Source organism: Nocardia sp. NPDC059240 (genome assembly GCF_042753865.1).
Lineage (GTDB): Bacteria > Actinomycetota > Actinomycetes > Mycobacteriales > Mycobacteriaceae > Nocardia.
Window position 1 is genome coordinate 423346 of record NZ_JBHZAC010000005.1, and the last position, 18488, is coordinate 441833.

The 18488-nt window shown below is 67.6% G+C and carries 20 protein-coding genes; 13 read left to right on the forward strand and 7 right to left on the reverse strand.

Going from position 1 to position 18488, the window contains the following annotated elements; all coding sequences use genetic code 11:
* Positions 1–102: 102 nt before the first annotated feature.
* On the reverse strand, positions 103–2487 hold the full coding sequence (gene lon / locus ACFXHA_RS20725; RefSeq protein ID WP_379359621.1) for an endopeptidase La: 2385 nt from the start codon (positions 2485–2487) through the stop codon (positions 103–105).
* Between the two features lie 254 nt (positions 2488–2741).
* Between lon and ACFXHA_RS20730 the strand changes: the two genes are divergently transcribed.
* Entirely contained in the window at positions 2742–3206 is a 465-nt protein-coding gene (locus ACFXHA_RS20730; RefSeq protein ID WP_379359030.1) for a hypothetical protein, read from the forward strand.
* Positions 3207–3225: 19 nt separating this feature from the next.
* On the opposite strand, the gene ACFXHA_RS20735 is transcribed toward ACFXHA_RS20730, so the two are convergent.
* Both ACFXHA_RS20735 and ACFXHA_RS20740 read right to left on the reverse strand, forming a co-directional pair.
* Positions 3226–3690, reverse strand: a complete 465-nt coding sequence (locus ACFXHA_RS20735; RefSeq protein ID WP_379359032.1) for a MarR family winged helix-turn-helix transcriptional regulator — start codon at positions 3688–3690, stop codon at positions 3226–3228.
* Between the two features lie 42 nt (positions 3691–3732).
* Entirely contained in the window at positions 3733–4677 is a 945-nt protein-coding gene (locus ACFXHA_RS20740) for a DMT family transporter (protein WP_379359034.1), read from the reverse strand.
* Positions 4678–4822: 145 nt separating this feature from the next.
* On the opposite strand from ACFXHA_RS20740, the gene ACFXHA_RS20745 reads away from it, so the two are divergent.
* Together ACFXHA_RS20745 and ACFXHA_RS20750 are read left to right on the forward strand one after the other, a co-directional pair.
* Positions 4823–5146 carry an NIPSNAP domain-containing protein gene (locus ACFXHA_RS20745; RefSeq protein WP_379359036.1) on the forward strand — a complete coding sequence of 108 codons (324 nt, stop codon included), beginning with the start codon at positions 4823–4825 and terminating at the stop codon, positions 5144–5146.
* A gap of 16 nt (positions 5147–5162) precedes the next feature.
* Positions 5163–5531 (forward strand): DUF4267 domain-containing protein, encoded by a 369-nt coding sequence (locus ACFXHA_RS20750; RefSeq protein ID WP_379359038.1) that lies wholly within the window; start codon positions 5163–5165, stop codon positions 5529–5531.
* Here ACFXHA_RS20750 and ACFXHA_RS20755 read toward each other — a convergent pair whose 3' ends face one another.
* Both ACFXHA_RS20755 and ACFXHA_RS20760 read right to left on the reverse strand, forming a co-directional pair.
* Complete coding sequence (locus ACFXHA_RS20755; protein ID WP_379359040.1) at positions 5532–6557, reverse strand: AraC family transcriptional regulator ligand-binding domain-containing protein; 1026 nt, start codon at positions 6555–6557, stop codon at positions 5532–5534.
* A gap of 44 nt (positions 6558–6601) precedes the next feature.
* A complete protein-coding gene (locus ACFXHA_RS20760; RefSeq protein WP_379359042.1) occupies positions 6602–6805 on the reverse strand; it encodes a DUF5808 domain-containing protein in 204 nt (67 codons plus the stop codon).
* A gap of 104 nt (positions 6806–6909) precedes the next feature.
* On the opposite strand from ACFXHA_RS20760, the gene ACFXHA_RS20765 reads away from it, so the two are divergent.
* The 4 genes from ACFXHA_RS20765 to ACFXHA_RS20780 are packed head-to-tail and all read left to right on the forward strand — an operon-like array spanning position 6910 to position 10323.
* Entirely contained in the window at positions 6910–7761 is an 852-nt protein-coding gene (locus ACFXHA_RS20765) for an alpha/beta fold hydrolase (protein ID WP_379359044.1), read from the forward strand.
* Position 7762: 1 nt separating this feature from the next.
* Positions 7763–8326 (forward strand): TetR/AcrR family transcriptional regulator, encoded by a 564-nt coding sequence (locus tag ACFXHA_RS20770; RefSeq protein WP_379359046.1) that lies wholly within the window; start codon positions 7763–7765, stop codon positions 8324–8326.
* 53 nt (positions 8327–8379) lie between these two features.
* Positions 8380–9240, forward strand: a complete 861-nt coding sequence (locus ACFXHA_RS20775; RefSeq protein WP_379359047.1) for an alpha/beta fold hydrolase — start codon at positions 8380–8382, stop codon at positions 9238–9240.
* A gap of 54 nt (positions 9241–9294) precedes the next feature.
* Positions 9295–10323, forward strand: coding sequence for a zinc-binding dehydrogenase (locus ACFXHA_RS20780; protein WP_379359049.1), 1029 nt, complete (start codon positions 9295–9297; stop codon positions 10321–10323).
* A gap of 58 nt (positions 10324–10381) precedes the next feature.
* Here ACFXHA_RS20780 and ACFXHA_RS20785 read toward each other — a convergent pair whose 3' ends face one another.
* Positions 10382–11446: a metallophosphoesterase gene (locus ACFXHA_RS20785; protein ID WP_379359051.1), complete on the reverse strand. Its 1065-nt coding sequence runs from the start codon at positions 11444–11446 to the stop codon at positions 10382–10384.
* A 163-nt stretch (positions 11447–11609) separates the two neighbouring features.
* Between ACFXHA_RS20785 and ACFXHA_RS20790 the strand changes: the two genes are divergently transcribed.
* The 6 genes from ACFXHA_RS20790 (at position 11610) to ACFXHA_RS20815 (ending at position 17391) form a co-directional block, all read left to right on the forward strand.
* On the forward strand, positions 11610–12965 hold the full coding sequence (locus ACFXHA_RS20790) for a hypothetical protein (RefSeq protein ID WP_379359053.1): 1356 nt from the start codon (positions 11610–11612) through the stop codon (positions 12963–12965).
* Positions 12966–13052: 87 nt separating this feature from the next.
* Positions 13053–13844, forward strand: coding sequence for a TIGR03084 family metal-binding protein (locus ACFXHA_RS20795; RefSeq protein ID WP_379359055.1), 792 nt, complete (start codon positions 13053–13055; stop codon positions 13842–13844).
* A 353-nt stretch (positions 13845–14197) separates the two neighbouring features.
* Positions 14198–14971 (forward strand): hypothetical protein, encoded by a 774-nt coding sequence (locus tag ACFXHA_RS20800; protein WP_379359057.1) that lies wholly within the window; start codon positions 14198–14200, stop codon positions 14969–14971.
* Between the two features lie 11 nt (positions 14972–14982).
* Positions 14983–16173, forward strand: coding sequence for an L-2-hydroxyglutarate oxidase (lhgO, locus tag ACFXHA_RS20805; RefSeq protein WP_379359059.1), 1191 nt, complete (start codon positions 14983–14985; stop codon positions 16171–16173).
* Between the two features lie 68 nt (positions 16174–16241).
* On the forward strand, positions 16242–16742 hold the full coding sequence (locus tag ACFXHA_RS20810) for an SRPBCC family protein (protein ID WP_379359061.1): 501 nt from the start codon (positions 16242–16244) through the stop codon (positions 16740–16742).
* Positions 16743–16752: 10 nt separating this feature from the next.
* Positions 16753–17391: a ribonuclease H gene (locus ACFXHA_RS20815; RefSeq protein ID WP_379359063.1), complete on the forward strand. Its 639-nt coding sequence runs from the start codon at positions 16753–16755 to the stop codon at positions 17389–17391.
* 84 nt (positions 17392–17475) lie between these two features.
* Here ACFXHA_RS20815 and ACFXHA_RS20820 read toward each other — a convergent pair whose 3' ends face one another.
* Complete coding sequence (locus tag ACFXHA_RS20820; protein ID WP_379359065.1) at positions 17476–18429, reverse strand: hypothetical protein; 954 nt, start codon at positions 18427–18429, stop codon at positions 17476–17478.
* Positions 18430–18488: the final 59 nt, after the last annotated feature.

Here is an 18488-nt window from a genome sequence, read left to right on the forward strand (position 1 = left end):
AGAACCATACCGCGGGTACGCCCCGGACTGGTCCCCGCCGGGGCGAAAAAACAACGGGCCCGTGCGTGTTCTGAGAACACGCACGGCCCCTTTTCGAGCGACTTACGCGGTCGCGCTCAGCTGCCGCCCGTCATAGGCCGGTTCGGCGACCGGCTCGATGGCGTAGGCCAGGATCTCGGCCACGTCGGCGACGGGGCGGACATCCAGGGCGGCCAGCACCTCGGCCGGGACCTCGTCCAGGTCCGGCTCGTTGCGAGCCGGGATGAACACGGTCTTCAGCCCGTTGCGCTGGGCGGCGAGCAGCTTCTGCTTCACGCCGCCGATCGGCAGCACCCGTCCGTTCAGCGTGACCTCACCGGTCATGCCGACATCCGCGCGGACCTGGCGACCCAGGGCCAGCGACACCAGGGCGGTGACCATGGTGACGCCCGCCGACGGACCGTCCTTGGGCACCGCGCCCGCCGGGAAGTGGATGTGGATATTGCGATCCAGCACGCTCGGCTCGATGCCGATCTCTTCCAGGTGGGAGCGGACGTAGGTCAGGGCGATCTGCGCGGACTCCTTCATGACGTCGCCCAGCTGACCGGTCAGGGTCAGCGAACGATCGCCGTCGGCGGAATTGGCCTCGATGTAGAGGACATCACCGCCCGCGCCGGTCACGGCCAGGCCCGTGGCGACACCGGGGACCGCGGTGCGTTCCACCCCGTCGGGGGTGAAGCGCGGACGACCCAGGTAGTCCTTCAGGTCACCCAATCCGATCACCAGTTTCCCGGTGGCCGACGGGGTTTCGGCCTCGTAACCCAGGTCCTTCTCGTAGCCCAGACCCTCGGGCACGAATTCGCCGTTGCTGATCACACTTTCGGTATCCGCGATATCCGCCGACTCCGAAAGCTTCGTCGCCGCCTTGCGCAGCGCCTTGGCGATCAGCCGCTCCATCTGCCGCACGCCGGCTTCCCGGGTGTAGTTCGCGGCGACTTCGCGCAGCGCCTCGTCCGTGATCGAGACCTCCTCGGCGGTAAGAGCATTGCGCTCCAGTTGCCGCGGGATCAGGAAGTCGCGGGCGATGGCCACCTTGTCGGCCTCGGTGTAGCCGTCCACGCTGATCAGTTCCATGCGGTCCAGCAGCGGGCCGGGGATGGTGTCGAGCACGTTCGCGGTCGCGATGAACAGCACGTCCGACAGGTCCAGATCCAGGTCGAGGTAGTGGTCGCGGAACGTGTGGTTCTGCGCCGGGTCCAGCACCTCCAGCAGGGCCGCCGCGGGATCGCCGCGGAAGTCGCTGCCGACCTTGTCGATCTCGTCCAGCAGGACAACGGGATTCATCGATCCCGCCTCCTTCATGGCGCGCACGATGCGGCCGGGCAGCGCGCCCACGTAGGTGCGCCGGTGACCGCGGATCTCGGCCTCGTCGCGCACGCCGCCCAGGGCGACGCGAACGAACTTGCGGCCCAGGGCCCGTGCCACCGATTCACCCAGCGAGGTCTTACCCACACCAGGCGGACCGACCAGCACCAGCACCGCGCCGGAACCGCGTCCGCCGACGACCTCCAGGCCGCGGGCGGCCCGGCGGGAACGCACGGCCAGGTACTCGACCATGCGGTCCTTGACCTCGTCCAGGCCGTGGTGATCCGCGTCCAGCTGGGCGCGGGCGGCCGAAACATCGGTGGAGTCAGTGGTTTTCACCGTCCACGGCAGTTCCAGGACGGTGTCCAGCCAGGTGCGGATCCAGCCCGTCTCCGGGCTCTGATCGCTGGAACGCTCCAGGCGACCGACCTCGCGCAGGGCGGCTTCCTTGATGTCCGAAGGCAGGTCGGCGTTCTCGACGCGGGTGCGGTAGTCCTCCGCGCCGTCCGGCTCGTCCTCGCCCAGCTCCTTGCGAATCGCGTTGAGCTGCTGGCGCAGCAGGAACTCGCGCTGGGTCTTCTCCAGGCCCTCGCGCACGTCCTCGCTGATCTTCTCGCTGACCTCGGTCTCGGCGATGTGCTGGGTGGTCCACTCGATCAGCTTGGTCAGTCGCGCGAAAGGATCCGGGGTGTCCAGGATTTCGCGCTTCTGCTCATTGCTGAGGTAGGAGGCCCAGCCGGCCGCGTCGGCCAGCGTGGACGGATCGTTCATCTGATTGACCGCGTCGATGACCTGCCACGCCTCACGGCGCTGCAGGACCGACACGACCAGCTTCTTGTATTCGGCCGCAAGCTCTTTGGTGCGTCCGTCGGCCGCCGGGATCTCGACCGGTTCGGCCTCGACCCACAGCGCCGCGCCCGGCCCGGTCACGCCGTGGCCGATCTTGGCCCGGCTCTCCGCCTTCAACACCGCCGCGGGCGCGCCGCCGCGCATCCGGCCGACCTGTTCGATGGTGGCCACGACGCCGTAACTGGCGTACCCCTCATCGAGGCGAGGCGCGACCAGCACCTGGTTGACCTTGCCCGCGCGGGCGGCATCGATGGCGGCCTGCGACGACTCGTCCAGCTCGATCGGCACGACCATGCCGGGGAGCACGATCGGATCGGTCAGGAACAGGACCGGCAGGTTCGTTGGTGTAGTCACGTCTTCGACCCCTTCCAAGGTTGAGCGTTACCTTGTCAACCTCGGGGGTATACCGATTGTTCCAGCCCGCTGTTCGCCGGGGGTGAACACTGCGAATGTCTGAAATCCGCTGGTCAGGAATATAGCTTCCATGGACATAGTTTCCAAGTAAAGTAAAAACCGACGCAGATTCCGTCGCACTCAGGAGTTCCGCCATGACAACCGCACCCACACTCACCGGACAGGACATCGCCGAGGCCGAAGGGGCGGTCACCGCCCTGCTCGAGGCGACGCTCGTCGCGAGCGGCTTCACCATCACCGCCAATGAATACGCCGTGCTGCGCGCGGTGGCAGTCCGCGGGCCGTACCCCACACCGGCCGAGCTGCACGAATATCTGGCCGGGCAGCGCCAACTCGGCATCGACGCGGCCGGCGCGGCGACGCTGCTGGCCGGAATGCGGGACAAGGGATTTCTCAGTGGAAGCGGTCTCGACGAGGCGGGTCCGGTTCAGCTGACACCCGAGGGTCGCGCGGAACTCGGGCGGCTGATGCAGACGGTCGGGCCCCTCACCAGGCCGATCTTCGGCGGGTCGGACCCGGAGGAACTCGCCACCGCGCACCGAGTGCTGAGCTCGGTCATCGAACGGGCGAACAAGCTCCGGATGGGGCAGGAATTGTGAGAGTGCGCTAGCCGCAGGGTTATTCGTCACCCTCGGGCGCATCGAGGAGCGCGCGCAGCATGGCTGTCAGCTCCGCGGTGCGCCCGCCGTCATTGCCGCCCAGCGGCGCGGTCAAGCGGTCGCGCAGGTCGCGCACGAGCGGGATCGTCCGCGCCGCGGTATCGACTCCCCGCTCGGTCAGCGCGAGTTCGACCGCTCGCGGATCGGCGGCACTGGTGGTGCGGGTGAGCAGCCCCAGCCCCTCGAGCGCCCGCACCAGCTTCGAGATATAGACGGCGTCCAGGCCGGTGACATCGGCCAGTTGCCGCTGGCTCGGCCGGGAACCGTCGAGGGTGAGGCCGTAAAGCGGTGCGAGCACCGAATATTGGGCCTGGGTCAGTCCGTGCGGTGCGAGGACGCGATCCATGGTGGCACGCCACCGCGTGGACAACCGCCACACCAGATAACCGGCGTTGGCCCGCACATCACTCTCGGCATCGGACACGCGCGAAACTGTACATGGCAACTATTTTCCGGGGCGCGATGCTCAGAGGCGGATCTGCTCGAGCGGGGTCTGCGCGGTGGGGTCCTGGGAACCTTCGAGTTCCGGGTCGGCGGTGGGTGCGGGCTCGGCGGTGTGCGGCTTCAGGGCGGCGAGGATCATGCCGATCACGCCGACGCCGAGGCCGGCGATGGTCAGGGCGTGCAGGGGTTGGCCGATGAACAGCCAGGCGAGGATTGCGGTGGTGGCGGGGGTTGCGAAGAAGAGTTTGCCGACCCGGGTGGCGTCCCAGCGGCGCAGCATGGCGTTGAACAGCAGGAATACGCCGATGGAGTTGATGACGATCATCCAGGACAGTGAGATCGCGAAGCGGCCGGGGTCGTTGATGTGGATATTGCCGCTGAGCAACACCAGTAGTCCGGCGAAGGGTGCGCTGATCAGCTGGTGGACAGCGGTGGCGGCCCGGCTGTCCACGGTGGGGCTGAACCTCTTCTGGTAGACGGTGCCGAGGCTGAGGCCGAGCAGGCCGATGACGCAGAGCAGCAGGCCGAGCCACGAGAAGTGCGACTGGCCGCCGACGGCCAGCGCGATGCCGATCCCGCCGATGCCGAATCCGACCCACTGGCGGGCGCTGATGTGCTCGCCGAGGACCCGCGAAAACAGTGCGATGACAACCGGATTCAAGCCCTGCACCAGCGAGATCACCGCGGCCGAGACGTGTTCGCCCATGGCGGAGTAGAAGGCCGCGAACTGCACGATCTGCATGAGCAGCCCGGCGACCATGACATGCCGCAGCTCCCGTCCCCGCGGCCAGACCGCATGCACCGCAAGGCCGTACAGCAGCAGCAGTGGCCCCGCGATCGCGTACCGCCCGAGCAACACCACCATCGGCGGCGCCGCACCCACCCCGATGATCCCCGCGATGAACGCGCTACTCCACATCAGAACAAAGGCTGGCTGCGCGATCCCATCGGCGATCCGGCTTCTCATCAACCGAACGTATGCGTGCCGACTCGGCAGCCAGGGGGGCAGAACACGCCGCGATCCGGACTCGAGCCGCCGATGGCGGCAATTGCACTGTGCTCGTCGTGAATCGGCCGCTGGCAACGCGATCCCGACTCCTACCGTCGGATTGATGTCACGCAGTTATGAACTCAGGGTCTACACCCTCGCCACCGCCGAGGCGCTCGACACGTATCGACGCATCCACTACCCCCGCCACCTGGTCAGTTTCCTCGCGTACGGCATCGGCGCACACGGGATCTGGACCAATACCGACGACGGCTATCGGCTCTACGCACTGTTGTCCTTCGCCGCCGGCGTCGACCCGGCCGAAGTCGCCGAACGCTACCTGCGGAGCCCCGAATTGCGCAGCGATATGGCGGGTTTCGACGTATCCGCCATTCTCGCCGTCACCTCCACCCGCCTGACGCCCTCACCCGGCTCGGCCCTGCTCTGAAGAAGGACCGCACACCATGCTCAGTTCCATCGGCTACGCCATCACCGGACTCACCGGCGCCCTCCTCCTGTTGATCGGCGCTCGCGCGCTACTGGCGCCGAAGGCCGCCGCCACCTCCTACGGCATCCCGGAGGTCGCCGGACTCGAGCCCTATATGACGATCAAGGGCGGACGGGATCTGGGCCTCGGCGCGATCACCGTGGCGCTGATGATTACCGCCTCCACTCACGCGCTGGGCTGGTTCATGCTGGCGGGCACCGTGATTCCGCTCATCGACGGCATCAATGTGCTCCGCAGCGGCGGGCCCAAGGCGATTGCCTTCGGTGTGCATCACGCCACCGCCGTGGTGATGCTGATCGGCGCCGGTGTGCTGCTGGCGGCGTGATCAGAGCGATCGGCGAAAAGCGCTGGGGGAGCGGCCGGTCCAGCGGCGGAAGGCGCGGGCCATGGTCTGCTGGTCGCGGTAGCCGAGGCGGCGGGCGATCGACTGCACCGACAGCGCTGGATCGTGCAGGAGCGTGACCGCCAATTCGTGCCGCGCGGTTTCGAGTTCGATGCGCCAGGAGGTGCCCTGCTCGTCCAAGCGGCGTTGCAGGGTGCGGCCGCTCAACGCCAGCCGGCGGGCGACCCCTTCGAGGGTGACCGGGCCTTCGGCGGTGACGCAGAACGCTTCGCGCAGCGTGGTGCGGAAGGTGTCCAGCCACGACGACTCGGTGCGCACCTTGTCGATCTGCGCCTGCGCGTAGAAGTGCAGGATCTCGCGCAATTGCGGGTCGTACCGGTGAGATTCACGCGCCGATCCGGCGTTGAGGAAAGTGAGTGCGTCCGAACGCTGCCCGAAGTGGATGTTGTCGGTCCCCAAGGCCCGCACCAGGTATTCGCGATGCGGCGGCGCGGGGTGGGCGAAGTCCACCCGCACCGGCGTCGCCGCCTTCCCGAAGCCTTCCTGCGCCCGCCGCGCGGCCACGGCCAGGGCGAACTCCCGATGCACCTGGTCGACCGGATCGCCGCTCGGAGTGTCGACATAGGTCACCTGCAGCTGGTCGCCGTCCTCGACGACCCGGAACTCGACGGACGGATCACAGATCGCCGCGCTGAATCGGGCCGCGTCGCGGAAGCCGTCCGCCAGCGTCGGGGCGCTGCTAATCAGGTAGTCCCACACGTGCAGTCGCCCGAACTCCGCCGCGGCGGCCGCCCGCACTCCCACTTCCCGGCCACCCGTTCGGACCAGGACCTCCCACAACCGGTAGAGATCCGCGGTCGGGATCCGCGTCCGGTCATAGGGCAGCAGCGATCGATCCAGTCCGCCGATATGCGCCAACTGCGGCCCCGACACCCCGGCGGGTTCCGCCGCGTCCAGCACGACCCGAAGCACCAGGGACGACACGGTATTCGCGAGCGCTGACCTCATATCCCCTTGAACAAGGACTTCATGCCGTTGTTCCCGGGGCTTGCCTATCGGTTCGAGCGGGGGTGGAAGAGGCGATAGAGGTTGAAGCTGTAGCCCCAGCCGAAGCTCTTAGGAGTGAGGAAGCGGGGGTCGTCGGGGTTCCACCAGCGGGCGCGGACACGCTCGCGGGTGGGGCGTCGCCAGTCGTACGGGATACCGGCCCAGGTGCCCTCGGGGGCGGGGGGTTCCTTGTCGTTTTCGCTGGTCATAGGCTCACAGTAGACGAATCTCGGCGTAGGGGTTGACGGCTACAGCTAATGCGATTAGCTTTATGGCTATCGCAGTTAGCTTCACTCGCTAGGGAGAGAACGACATGACCGAGTACGTGGACATCGCAGGTGGCCGGATCGCGTACGACGAGGCCGGAACGGGCCCGCTGGTCGTGCTGTCGCACGGCATGGGCATCGACCGAAATGTCAACAAGCACCTGATGCCGCTGCTGGTGGCCGCCGGCTACCGGGTGATCAACACCGATATGCGCGGCCACGGCGAGTCGAGCCTGGACTGGGCGTCGGAGACCGGCAAGGCCGCCATCAGCCGCACCGACGTCGCCAACGACCTGCTGGCCGTCATCGAGAAGCTGGGTGGCGAGCCCGCCATCCTGATCGGGCACTCGCTCTCGGGCGGCTCGGTCACCATCGCCGCGGCGCTGCGGCCGGACCTGGTGCGGGCGGTCGTGGAGATCAACCCCTTCACCCTGACCCAGAAGGTCGACGTGGCAGCGCTTTTCACCAATTCGCGGCACCGCAGCGGCATGATCCCGCTGATGGCCACCATGATGCTGAAGAGCGTCGGCCAGTGGCTGAAGTACCTGAAGGTGGCCATGCCGTCCAACCCGGCCGACCGCGACGAGTACCTCGCCGAGGTCGCCGCCAAGCTGGCCGAGCCGGGCCGGATGGCCGAGTTCATGAAGACCGGCAAGTCGACCCCCGCGGACGCGGAAGCCCAGGTGCCCAACGTGACCCAGCCCGTGCTCGTCATCATGGGCGGCGCGGACCCGGACTTCCCGAGCCCCGAGGCCGAGGGCAAGCGCATCGTCGACGCCCTGCCCGCCGGACTGGGCAGCCTCGCCATCGTCCCCGGCACCGGCCACTACCCGCAGTTCGAGAAGGCCGACCAGGTGGCAGAGTTGGTGCTGCCCTTCCTGAAGGAAAACCTTGCCTAGGGTGGGCCTGAGCCGAACCGACGTCGTCGCCGCGGGGGCCGCCCTCGCCGACGAGGTCGGTTTCGGCAATCTGGCCCTGGGCACGCTGGCACAGCGGCTGGGGGTGCGAACCCCCTCGCTGTACAAGCACATCGAGAGCCTCGCCGACCTGCAGCACGGCATCGCGGCGCTGGCCATGGCGGAGGTGGACCAGCAGGTTCGCGACGCCATGCACGGCAAATCCGGCAGCGCCGCGCTGGCGGCCTTCGCGAACACCTTCCGCGACTACGTGGTCGAGCATCCGGGCCGCTACAGCGCGACCGTCGGCGCGAAGTTCACCGGACCGGATGATCCACTGCTGCAATCGGGTTCGCGCGTGCTGGACTCGATGGCGGCGGTGCTGCACGGCTACGGGATCGGCGCCGACGAGATGGTGCACGCCCAGCGCACGCTGCGCTGCCTGTTCCACGGCTTCGCCACCCTGCAGGCCGCGGACGGCTTCCAATGGAGCAACGACGCCGAGGACAGCTTCGACTGGATGATCCGCTTCCTGGATCGCGGCCTCACCGAAATCGGCTCGGCCTGAACCGATTTGCGGGACCATGAACCCAACACTGACAACGAGGGTGTTGGGGTGCCATGGAAGAGTACGAGTGCGACGGTGTCCGGATCGCCTACCTACGTCGTGGCGAGAGCGGACCACCGGTGGTCATGCTGCATCACGCGGGCGCGGCGCACGTGGTGTGGATGCCCCAGATCAATGCGCTGGCAGGGCAATACCGGGTCTACGCGCTCGATCTACCCGGCTTCGGCAGCTCGGCGAAGAACCTGACCGACGACCCGGCGGGTGGTTTCACGCTGGCGCGGTACACCGAGCTGATCCACCGTTTCCTGGTCGAGCACGAGCTCACCGATGTCAGCCTGATCGGGAACTGCCTGGGCGGCGCGATCACCCTGAACACCACCCGGCAGCATCCCGAGCTGATCCGTGCGGCGGTCGCCATGAATCCGCTGACCGAATCGACCGTGCTGCACGGCAGACTCGGCCCGGCCGCCCGCCTGGACCGTGCCGCGCCCGAGGCTGTGATCCAGGCCCTCGAGCACTGGCATACGCCGCGCTGGCTGGCCCGGGCCACCGTGCGCTACTGGTTCACCCGCCGCCGCGCCTTCCGGGAAAGCCCGTACACCGGCGCACTGTCGGCCGGCTATCCGGCCAAATCGCTACTGCGCGTCATCCGGGACCTGTCTTCCTTTGCCGCGCTGGATGATTGGCCCGACCGCGACGGGCTACCACCGATCTGCACGATCTGGGGCACCCGCAACCGGGTGCTGTCGGCGGCCGCGGGCCGCGCCCTCAACGACCGCCTGCGACCGGATCGCGCCGAATACATCGACGACGGCGGCCACGTCCCGATGCTCGAGCAGGCCGCACAGGTCACGGCCATCCTCACCGAATTCCTCAGCGCGGCCCGGGTCGACAAGACCGACCACGCGCACTGAACACGCGCCTACGATGGCGGCCGGGGAGGGCCGTTGAACCGGAACGAGGAGCGTATGAGCACCATGCTGGCCGCACGACTACACCTGGGACCGCGCTCGGAGTCGCCGCGCTCGCGGCGGCTGGAGTTGAACGAGGTGCCGATTCCGGAACCCGGACCGGATCATGTGCTGGTCAAGGTGGAGGCGGCGGGCGTGTGCCTGTCGGATGTGCACCTCATCGACGGAACCCTGACGCCGATGTTCCTGCCGGGCGATGTGGTGACGCTCGGGCACGAGGTCGCGGGCACCGTGCACACGCTCGGGCCCGGGGTCACCAGCGCCAAGGTCGGCGATCGAGTCGTGTTGCAGGCGGGCGAGCTTCGCGGCGCGGCCACCTTCACGCGCGGCGTCGACTACGACGGCGGCTGGGCCGAGTACTCGCTGGCGCGGGTGGACACGCTGGTGCCGATCCCGGACGAGCTGCCGTTCGAGCAGGCGTGCTTCATTCCCGACGCGGTGTCCACGCCGTGGGCCGCCATCACCGCCACCGCCGAGGTGAAAGCCGGTGAGGCCGTGGGCGTCTGGGGCGTCGGCGGGCTCGGTGCGCACGGGGTGCAATTGCTGCGCCTGGTCGGGGCCGCCCCGATCATCGCGGTGGATCCGCTGCCCGCGGCGCGGGAACGCGCGCTGGAATTCGGCGCGGACCTGGCCCTCGATCCGGCCGATCCGGACCTGCGGCGCAAGGTGTTCGCGGCCACCGGGACCGGGCTCAATGCCGCCTTCGACTTCGCGGGCGTGGCCCCGGTGCGCGAGCAGGCCGTCGTCTGCCTCGCGCCGCAGGGCCGCCTGGTGCTGGTCGGGCTCACCGACAAGCCGATCACCATCACCGGCGGGACCACGTTCAGCTTCTTCCAGCAGCAGGTGCGCGGCCACTACGGCTCGGCACCCGAGGACGTCACCAAGCTGGTGAAACTGCAAGGGCTGCAACGGGTCGACTTCTCCCGCTCGGTGAGCGCCGTCGTCCCGCTGGCGGATGCCGCCAAGGCCGTCCACGCGCTGGAGGCCAAGGAAGGCAATCCGATCCGGATTATCCTGAAGCCTTAGACAACTCATGGCTCGCCCCGCACTCACACAGTGAGTGCGGGGCGAAACTGGAGGTGGGCTAAGCGATTCGACGCTGGAAGGCGTTGGTGGACTGTCCGTTCGAGAGATCGACGGTGTAGACCCCCAGGTCCGCGGACGTGGGGGTCAGGTCCAGCACCATGAAGCCGAGGTCCGAATAGTTCTCGTAGAGCGCGGTATTCGGCGTGTGCCGGCCGGACGTGTGCGGCTCGTCGTGCACCGACTTGGCCGCCGCGCCCGAGATGATCTGCCGGGTGCCCTTCGAGGCGGTGCCGGGTTCCAGCACCTGCAGCGAATGGTCGTGACCCGACAGCAGAAACTGGCAGCGGCCCAGCACGTGCGCCTCGAAGAAGTCCTTCACATAGCGCCCGTCGATCGGCTCGATGCCCAATCCCTCGTATTCCCCGGCATTCCCGTGCGGCCCGTTGTTCAGGTACGGGTGGTGGGTGCAGGCGATCTTCCATTTCGCGGGCGACTCGTCGATGGCCCGGTCCAGCCAGGCCGCCTGCTCGGTCATGAACTGGCCGTCGGCGGCCCAGTACGGCTGGAACAGCGGCGGCAGGTAGGCGGCGATGGGATTGAGGTCCAGCACGAAGAATTCGACCACCGGCTGCTCCTGCGGAATCCGCACCGAGTAATAGCGGGACGGCATGAACCAGCGGCGCGAGCGCGCGTGATAGGCCACCTCGTGGTCGCCGCGCAGCAGCCAGCCGCCGTCGCCGGGCAGGATCGAGGAGTTGTCGTGATTGCCCTGCACCATGAGCCAGGGGAAGTCGAGGTCGTGGTTGGGGTCCTCGAACTTGGCCGCGAACTGGGCGTCGTCATCCGACCACGGGCCCTGCTCGTAGACGTTGTCGCCGAGGCCGAGCGCGAAGGAGAACGGTTGCCGCGCATGCTCGGCGCGCATGGCGTCGGCGACCTGCCACTGCGGGCGCGCACCGGTGCCGGCGTCACCGGTGAGCAGGATGCGCAGACGGTCGGAACCCGGGAGTGCGAACTTGTCGGCCGGGGCATTGTCGGCCCTGGCGGTCGCTCCCGTGGCAGCGAACGCGGCCACCCCGGCCGCGGCGGTGCCGGTGAAGAACCCACGACGATCCAATGACATGCCGAACTCCCACCTTCGCATTATTGGTCGATCGACCAGTATTCCCGACTATGGAACCCGCCGCAGACTACGTCCCGGTCACCGGCCCGTCCGGACCACGACACGGTACGTTCTTGGGAGTCCGAATTTCACACCATCAGCTCGGCCGTAGGGGGACGCTGCTATGACGACACTGGCCTCGGGCCTGTTCCTGGACTGGGAACGACTGACCGGCCAGACCGAACTCGTCGTGGATCTGATCAGCTTCCCCATCTTCAGCGCCATCGCCGGCTGGCTCACCAACTGGACCGGCGTGCTGATGTTGTTCTGGCCGGTCTATTTCAAGGGCTACCGGATCCCCGGGCTGGAGTACCTCTACCCCTATTTCCCGCGCCGCGTGCAGGTGCTGCCGACCTTCTCCGGCGACGGCAAACGGCTCGGCTTCCAGGGCTTCATACCCGCCCGGTCGGAGAAGATGGCCAGCATCTGCGTGGACAAGGCGCTGATGCGGATCGGCAGTCCCCGCGACTTCATTCACGAACTCGACCTCGAGGGCATTGCCGACTACATCGCCGAGGTCGGCCGCAAACAGGTGCCGTCCATGGTCGACGAGATCATGAACCAGGAGAACCCGGACCTGTGGGGCGCGGTGCCCAATGCCGTGCGCAATGTGCTCTACCAGCGCATCGAGCGGGAGCTGCCGACGCTGGCCCGGCGGGCCTTCGACCAGCTCGGCGACAATGTCGATCAGCTCATCGACATCAAGGATTTCGTCATCCGGTACCTGCGGGAGAACCCGGAAATCCTCAAGGACCTGACCACCACCATCGCCGCGCCCGAACTGCGGTTCATGGTGAAGGTCGGTCTGCTGGGCGCGCCCTTCGGCCTGCTGCTGGCCCTGTATATGCAGGTGCACCACCACATTCCGGTGCTGGGCTGGCTGCCGGGCTGGTTCGTGATCCTGTCGGCGACGGCGCTCATCGGCGTGATCGTGAACGTGATCGCGGTCAAGGTGGTGTTCGAGCCGGGCGATCCGCAGCCGCGCTACAAGTACCTGTGGAAGCAGGCGCTGCTGGCCAAGCGGCAGCCCGAGGCGGCCGCCGATCTCTCGCACATCCTGGCCTACCAGGTGCTCACGCTGCCGAATCTGGCCCGCGAACTGCTCGACGGACCCAATGGCGACAAGACCCGGCAGCTGCTGGAGCGGCTCATCTCCCAGGAGATCCACCGCCAGCTCGGGCCGACCCACTCGGTGGTGCGCAGCGTCTTCGGCAAGCGGCAGTTCGACAATCTGAAGATCGGCGCGACCACGGCCGCGGTCAGCTTGGCCCCGAGCCTGGCCGACGATCCGGAATTCGCGGCGGCCCAGGCCAAGAAGATCGATGAGTTCGCCGCCCGCAAGCTGCAACAGCTCACGCCCGGCGAATTCATGGAGATGTTCTACGCCTCGATCGAGCAGGACGCGTGGCTGCTGTATCTGCACGGTGCGGCGCTGGGCCTGGTGGTCGGGGCCGTGCATTTGATTCTTTTCGGCTGGTAGCGGCCACTTTTCAGCACCGAGCACGCGCGTTCAGAAAATCAAGCACGCGTGCTTGCATTTTTCCGGACCGGCTGCGATGCTGGCCGGGTGGCCGATCTCGAGGCATTACTCGCCGACTTCACCGCCGAATGCGCCGATCTCGATCGCTTGGTCGCGGACCTCGATCCCGCCGACTGGCAGCGTGACACCCCCGCCGCCGGGTGGACCATCGCCCACCAGATCGCCCACCTGAACTGGACCGATCAGGTCGCCGCCGTGGCCGCCGCCGACCCGGTGAAGTTCGACGCGCTGGTCCAGGAGGCCCTGCCCAAGGTGCTCACCTTCGTGGACGAGGCCGCCGAGGCGGGCGCGAAAACCCCTGCGCCGCAACTGCTCGCCGATTGGCGACGAGACCGCGCTGCCCTGGTCGAGGCCCTGCGCACGGTGCCGGCGGGCACCAAGCTGCCCTGGTTCGGGCCGCCCATGAGCCCTGCCTCGATGGTCACCGCCCGTCTCATGGAGACCTGGGCGCACGGGCAGGATGTGGCCGACAGCCTGGGCATCACCCGCGAACCGACCTCTCGCCTGCGGCACATCGCGCACATCGGCGTGCGGACCCGCAACTTCGCCTACATAACCCACGGCAAGACCGTGCCCGGCGAGGAATTCCGCGTCGAGCTGACCGCTCCGGACGGGAGTGAATGGGCTTGGGGACCCGAGGATGCCGCGCAGCGCGTCACCGGTTCGGCCCTGGACTTCTGCCGGCTGGTGACCCAGCGGCGGCACTTCGACGATCTGGCTCTGGACGTGCGCGGGGACGACGCTCGCGAATGGCTCGGTCTGGCCCAGGCTTTCGCCGGTCCGCCCGGAAGCGGCCGAGCGGCGGGTCAGTTCGCCTGACCCGCCGCTTTATCCCGGCCTCCGACCAAGAATCCCCAATTCCCACAGGGCTTTTCGGGCGCGACGAGCGCCAGCCTGGGTGCGCCGTGCCTGGTGCCGACCGGACGCCGTTGGCCGGAGGTCTCTTCGATGGCAGTCGAGTTGGCGCTCGCCGCTATGAGGTTTTTACCCAGGCTTTCGACGGGGAAAACCTGATGATGTCCAACCTTTCCATCTTGTGATCCTGGTCATATCGGTGGCCGGTGTTACCTGAGGTCACCGTAACCTGGACGCGCGTACGACTTTCAATGGTGCGGGTCGCTGCGTCGTCCAGACGCAGGGGGACCAGGGGAGAGGGAAAGGACGCACCAGTCATGTCGCATGAACTCGCGACGCAGGCGGCGATGTCGACCCGCCGCACCGCGCAAGTCTTCCGCTACACCGCCATCGTCACCGCGAGCATGGCCAGCATCGGGCTGACCGTCGCCGCCGGGTCCTACATCGCCAACGAGATGGCGCACGCGCCCGGGCAGCTCGCCGCACCGCCGGCCGGACACCCGGCGCTCATCGAGCTCGGGGCCGGAGCCGACCAGCCGAACACACCGTCGGCGGGACCGCTGTCCGACAAGGTCGGACTCACCTCGCTGTTCACCACCAACCCGATGGAATCGGTCCCGACGCGATCGATCCCGATCCGGATCCCCGGCACCGGGGCGGCCACCGCGGCCGAGACGCCGCACCCGCTCATCGGCCAGGTCCGGCTCGGCACCACCTACCTGGGTGCGCAAGTCGCTGCGGCACAGCACAATTCGATCTCGCTCACCGTCGATACCAATCTCTTCGCCACGTTCGCCGACGTGCTGCTACGCAGCCCGCTGGGCGAGCAACTGGGCATCACCGGCGATCCGACGGCCAATACCCAGCTGCGGACCGATGTGGACAGCCACGGTGACGTGACGCTGACCCTGTCGGACCCGTCGCTCGGGCGCTACGGCCTGCAGATCGCCCGGCATCCCGTCCCGGCGGCCACGGTTCCGGCCGAGTCGACCACGGTTCCGACTGAGTCGACCACGGTCCCGGTCGAGTCGACCAAGTTCCCGGCCGATTCCGCCACGCACGGGGAAGACTCGACCGTCCTTACTGTGTGAGACTTCCCGGTGTGTACGACTTCTGCGTGATCGGCGGCGGCATCGTCGGGGTGGCCACCGCGCACCGCATTCTCGAACGCCATCCGGGGGCGAGCCTGCTGCTGGTGGAGAAGGCCGGGCAACTCGGCCTGCACCAGACCGGGCACAACAGTGGGGTCATCCATTCGGGCATCTACTACGAGCCCGGGAGCCTGAAGGCGAAGCTGTGCGTGCGCGGCGCACAGCTCACCAAGGAATTCGCCGCGGCCCAGCAGATTCCGTTCCAGGAGTGCGGAAAACTGCTGGTGGCCACCGACGCCGATGAGCACGCGCGGATGCTCGCACTTTACGAGCGGTCGGTCACCAACGGCGTCGAGGTGGAACTGCTCGATGCCGCCGAGCTGCGGCGCCGCGAGCCGCGCATCACCGGTGTCGGGGCGCTGTTCGTGGCGAGCACCGGCATCATCGACTACGGCCGGGTCACCCGGGCGCTGGCGGAGCGGGTCCGCGCGGCCGGGGGCGAGATCGCGCTGGACACCGAGATCACGGCCATCACCGAAACAGACTCAGCGGTAACCATTTCCGGTCCGTCCGGGAGCAGGCAGGCCCGGCGGCTGGTGGTGTGCGCCGGGCTGCAGGCCGATCGGATGGCACGGCTGGCCGGCCTGGACATCGGACTGCGCATCGTGCCGTTCCGGGGCGAGTATTACCGGCTGCCCGCCGAGCGCAAAGGTCTGGTGAACACCCTCATCTATCCGATCCCGGATCCCGAATTGCCGTTCCTGGGCGTGCATTTGAGCCCGACCATCGACGGTGAGCTGACCGTCGGGCCGAACGCGGTGCTGGGTCTGGCGCGCGAGGGGTACCGCAAGGGCAGCGTGAATCTGCGTGATGCGCGAGAGATCCTGGGCTATCCGGGATTTCACCGGGTGGCCGCCGCGAATGTCCGGACCGGGTTGCGGGAGATGCGCAATTCGCTGTTCAAGCGCGGTTATCTGGCCGAGTGCCGTCGCTACTGCCCGGAGCTGACCGCAGCCGATCTGCAACCGCGAGAGGCGGGCATCCGCGCCCAGGCCGTGCTGCGCGACGGCACGCTCGCCCATGATTTCCTGCTGGAACGCACTCCGCGTTCGGTGCACGTGCTCAATGCGCCTTCCCCCGCGGCGACCTCCGCCCTGCCCATCGCGGAGTACATCGTCGACCGTTTGGCAGACTCCGTTTGAGCGACTCCCTGCAATAAATAGGATTGCTGTAGTACTTTTGGTGGCAGCCGTGGGACAGGGAGCAGCCTATGGGCCATTTCAAGTACGCGAGTGACGTCGGAGCACCGGTGGAGGTCGCGTTCACGTACACGGACAATTACCAGTTCGTGCCCGACTGGGCCTTCGGCGTCGTCGCCTTCGAACCGATCGGGGATTCCGATCACGGTTCCGGAGCCGTCTTCGCCGCGACCCTGCGGGTCGGCCTGTGGCATCCCACCATCGAGTGTGAGATCTCCGACTACCGCCGCAACGCGGTCATCGAGTACACACTGCGCCGACGCCGGACGGGGAAGCCGACGTCGGCGTGCCACAACTTCTGTGTCATCACCCTGCGCTTCGACCCGCTCGGCTACGGCCGCGCGGTGCTGACCTCGGAGACGGAGTACTGGGTGCCGCGCGGTCTCACCGGCAAGTTGCTGGGCAAGATGGCAGCCGCATTGGTGCAGGCCACGGTCCATCGAACGGAGTCGCAATTGCGTAGGGAGATAGAGGAATTCCACGGCACCGATCTTGTCGGCCGGATCGCGTAGGGTAGGCCGCATGATCATCGTGAGCACCGACGGATCATGCCTGCGTAATCCGGGCGGCGCGATCGGCTGGGCCTGGGTCAATCATGCGGGCGGGTCGGCAAGCGGCGGTGGGCCCTCGGGCACCAACCAGATCGCGGAGTTGCGGGCGCTACTCGAGGCCATCCGAGCGCATCCGAGCGCTGAACCACTGCTCATCGAGAGCGATTCGCTCTACGCCATCAAGTGCGCCTCCGAATGGATCAACGGGTGGCGCAACAACGGCTGGAAGACCTCCACCGGTGCGGCGGTCAAGAATGTCGAGCTGATCCAGCAGATCGATCGGGCCATCGCCACCCGGCCCGGACCGGTTCGCTTCCGCTGGGTACGCGGCCATGTCGGCAACTACTTCAACGAGCAGGCCGACGGGCTGGCCGGGCAGGCCGCCCGCCGGGCCGCCGCCTCCGGCGTCACCGAGCCGGAAGAACCCACGCCCTTAGATCCGGTGACCGAGCCGCTGCCGATCACCGAACCGAAGACCGAAGAACTGCCCGTCATCCGGCCCGCCGAGGCGGAAAAGGTGGTGGCCACCACGCATTCCGCGCCGCAGACTCCACGCGTGCGCGCGGCGGCCACCAAAACGCCTGCGCCCGAGGCACTCACGCTGTTCTGAGTCGACCACGTACGGAGGAAGGCCCGCATCCGAACTCGGATGCGGGCCTTCCTTTTTGTGCTGGATTCCCCCAGGGGGGAAAGCTCAGTTGCCCGGCTTAGGAGCCGCGCTGGTGGGCGCGGGCTGACCGGAAGGAGCGGGCGTGGCCGCGGGGGCCGGAGCTCCGGGGGTGCCGGAGGGCTGCACACCCTGCTGGTCGTTGCCGCCACCGCCGCCCGGGAAGAGCGGGTTCTCGTCACCGGCGTAGACCGGCTGGAACTTCGAGACCAGCCACTTGCCGTCGTGCTTCTCCAGCTCGACGTAGGTCGGGATGGTGAGCACGATCGGCTTGTTGTGGAAGTCGTTGGTGGAGGTCTGGGTCAGGCTGACCAGCACCGTCGCCTTGTTCGAGTCGCCGGACTCCCAGCCGCAGCGCAGCACGTTCAACGAGGACTTGGCGTGCGCGCTGGACAGGATGTCCTTCACGTCGCCGGCCATCGGATCGAACATGGTCTTGAACTCGCCGGTGATCAGCGCCTGCACCCGGGGACCGAAGTCGTTCCAGGTGCTCTGGTCGTAGACCGAGACCGCCTTGGCGAAATTGCACGCGGCCGTGCTGGCCGAGTCGCGGTCGGCGAGCTCATTGCTCTTGGAGTGCGACTGCCACCAGAACGCGGCCACACCCGCGAGCGAGGCGACCAGCAGCACGCCGAGCGCGATCAGCGCCACCATCGGGACGGCGATCTTGGTCATTGCCGCGGACTTGGACGGTGCGGCCTGCGGCTTGTCCGCTTCGGGCGTTGCGGCGGGCGTCGATTCGGCTGCCGGTTCGGCCTTTTCGGCCGTCTCGATCACCTCGGTCGGCGTCTCCGTCGCGATCACTTCGGTCACCGGCTCAGCCTTGCTCAGCTCCGGCTTGTCGGTGACCTTGTCGACGCTGTCGGTGGCCTTCTCGACGCTGTCGGTGGCCTGTTCGGCGCTGGCTGCGCTGTCCTGGGCATCGGCCTCAGCGATGGAATCGTCTTCGGTTTTCTTGTCCTGGGCAGCGTCATCCGACATGTATCGATCACTTTCCCGGTGCGCTGCGGACGCACCGTCTAGGTTTCGTCAGCGAGTAT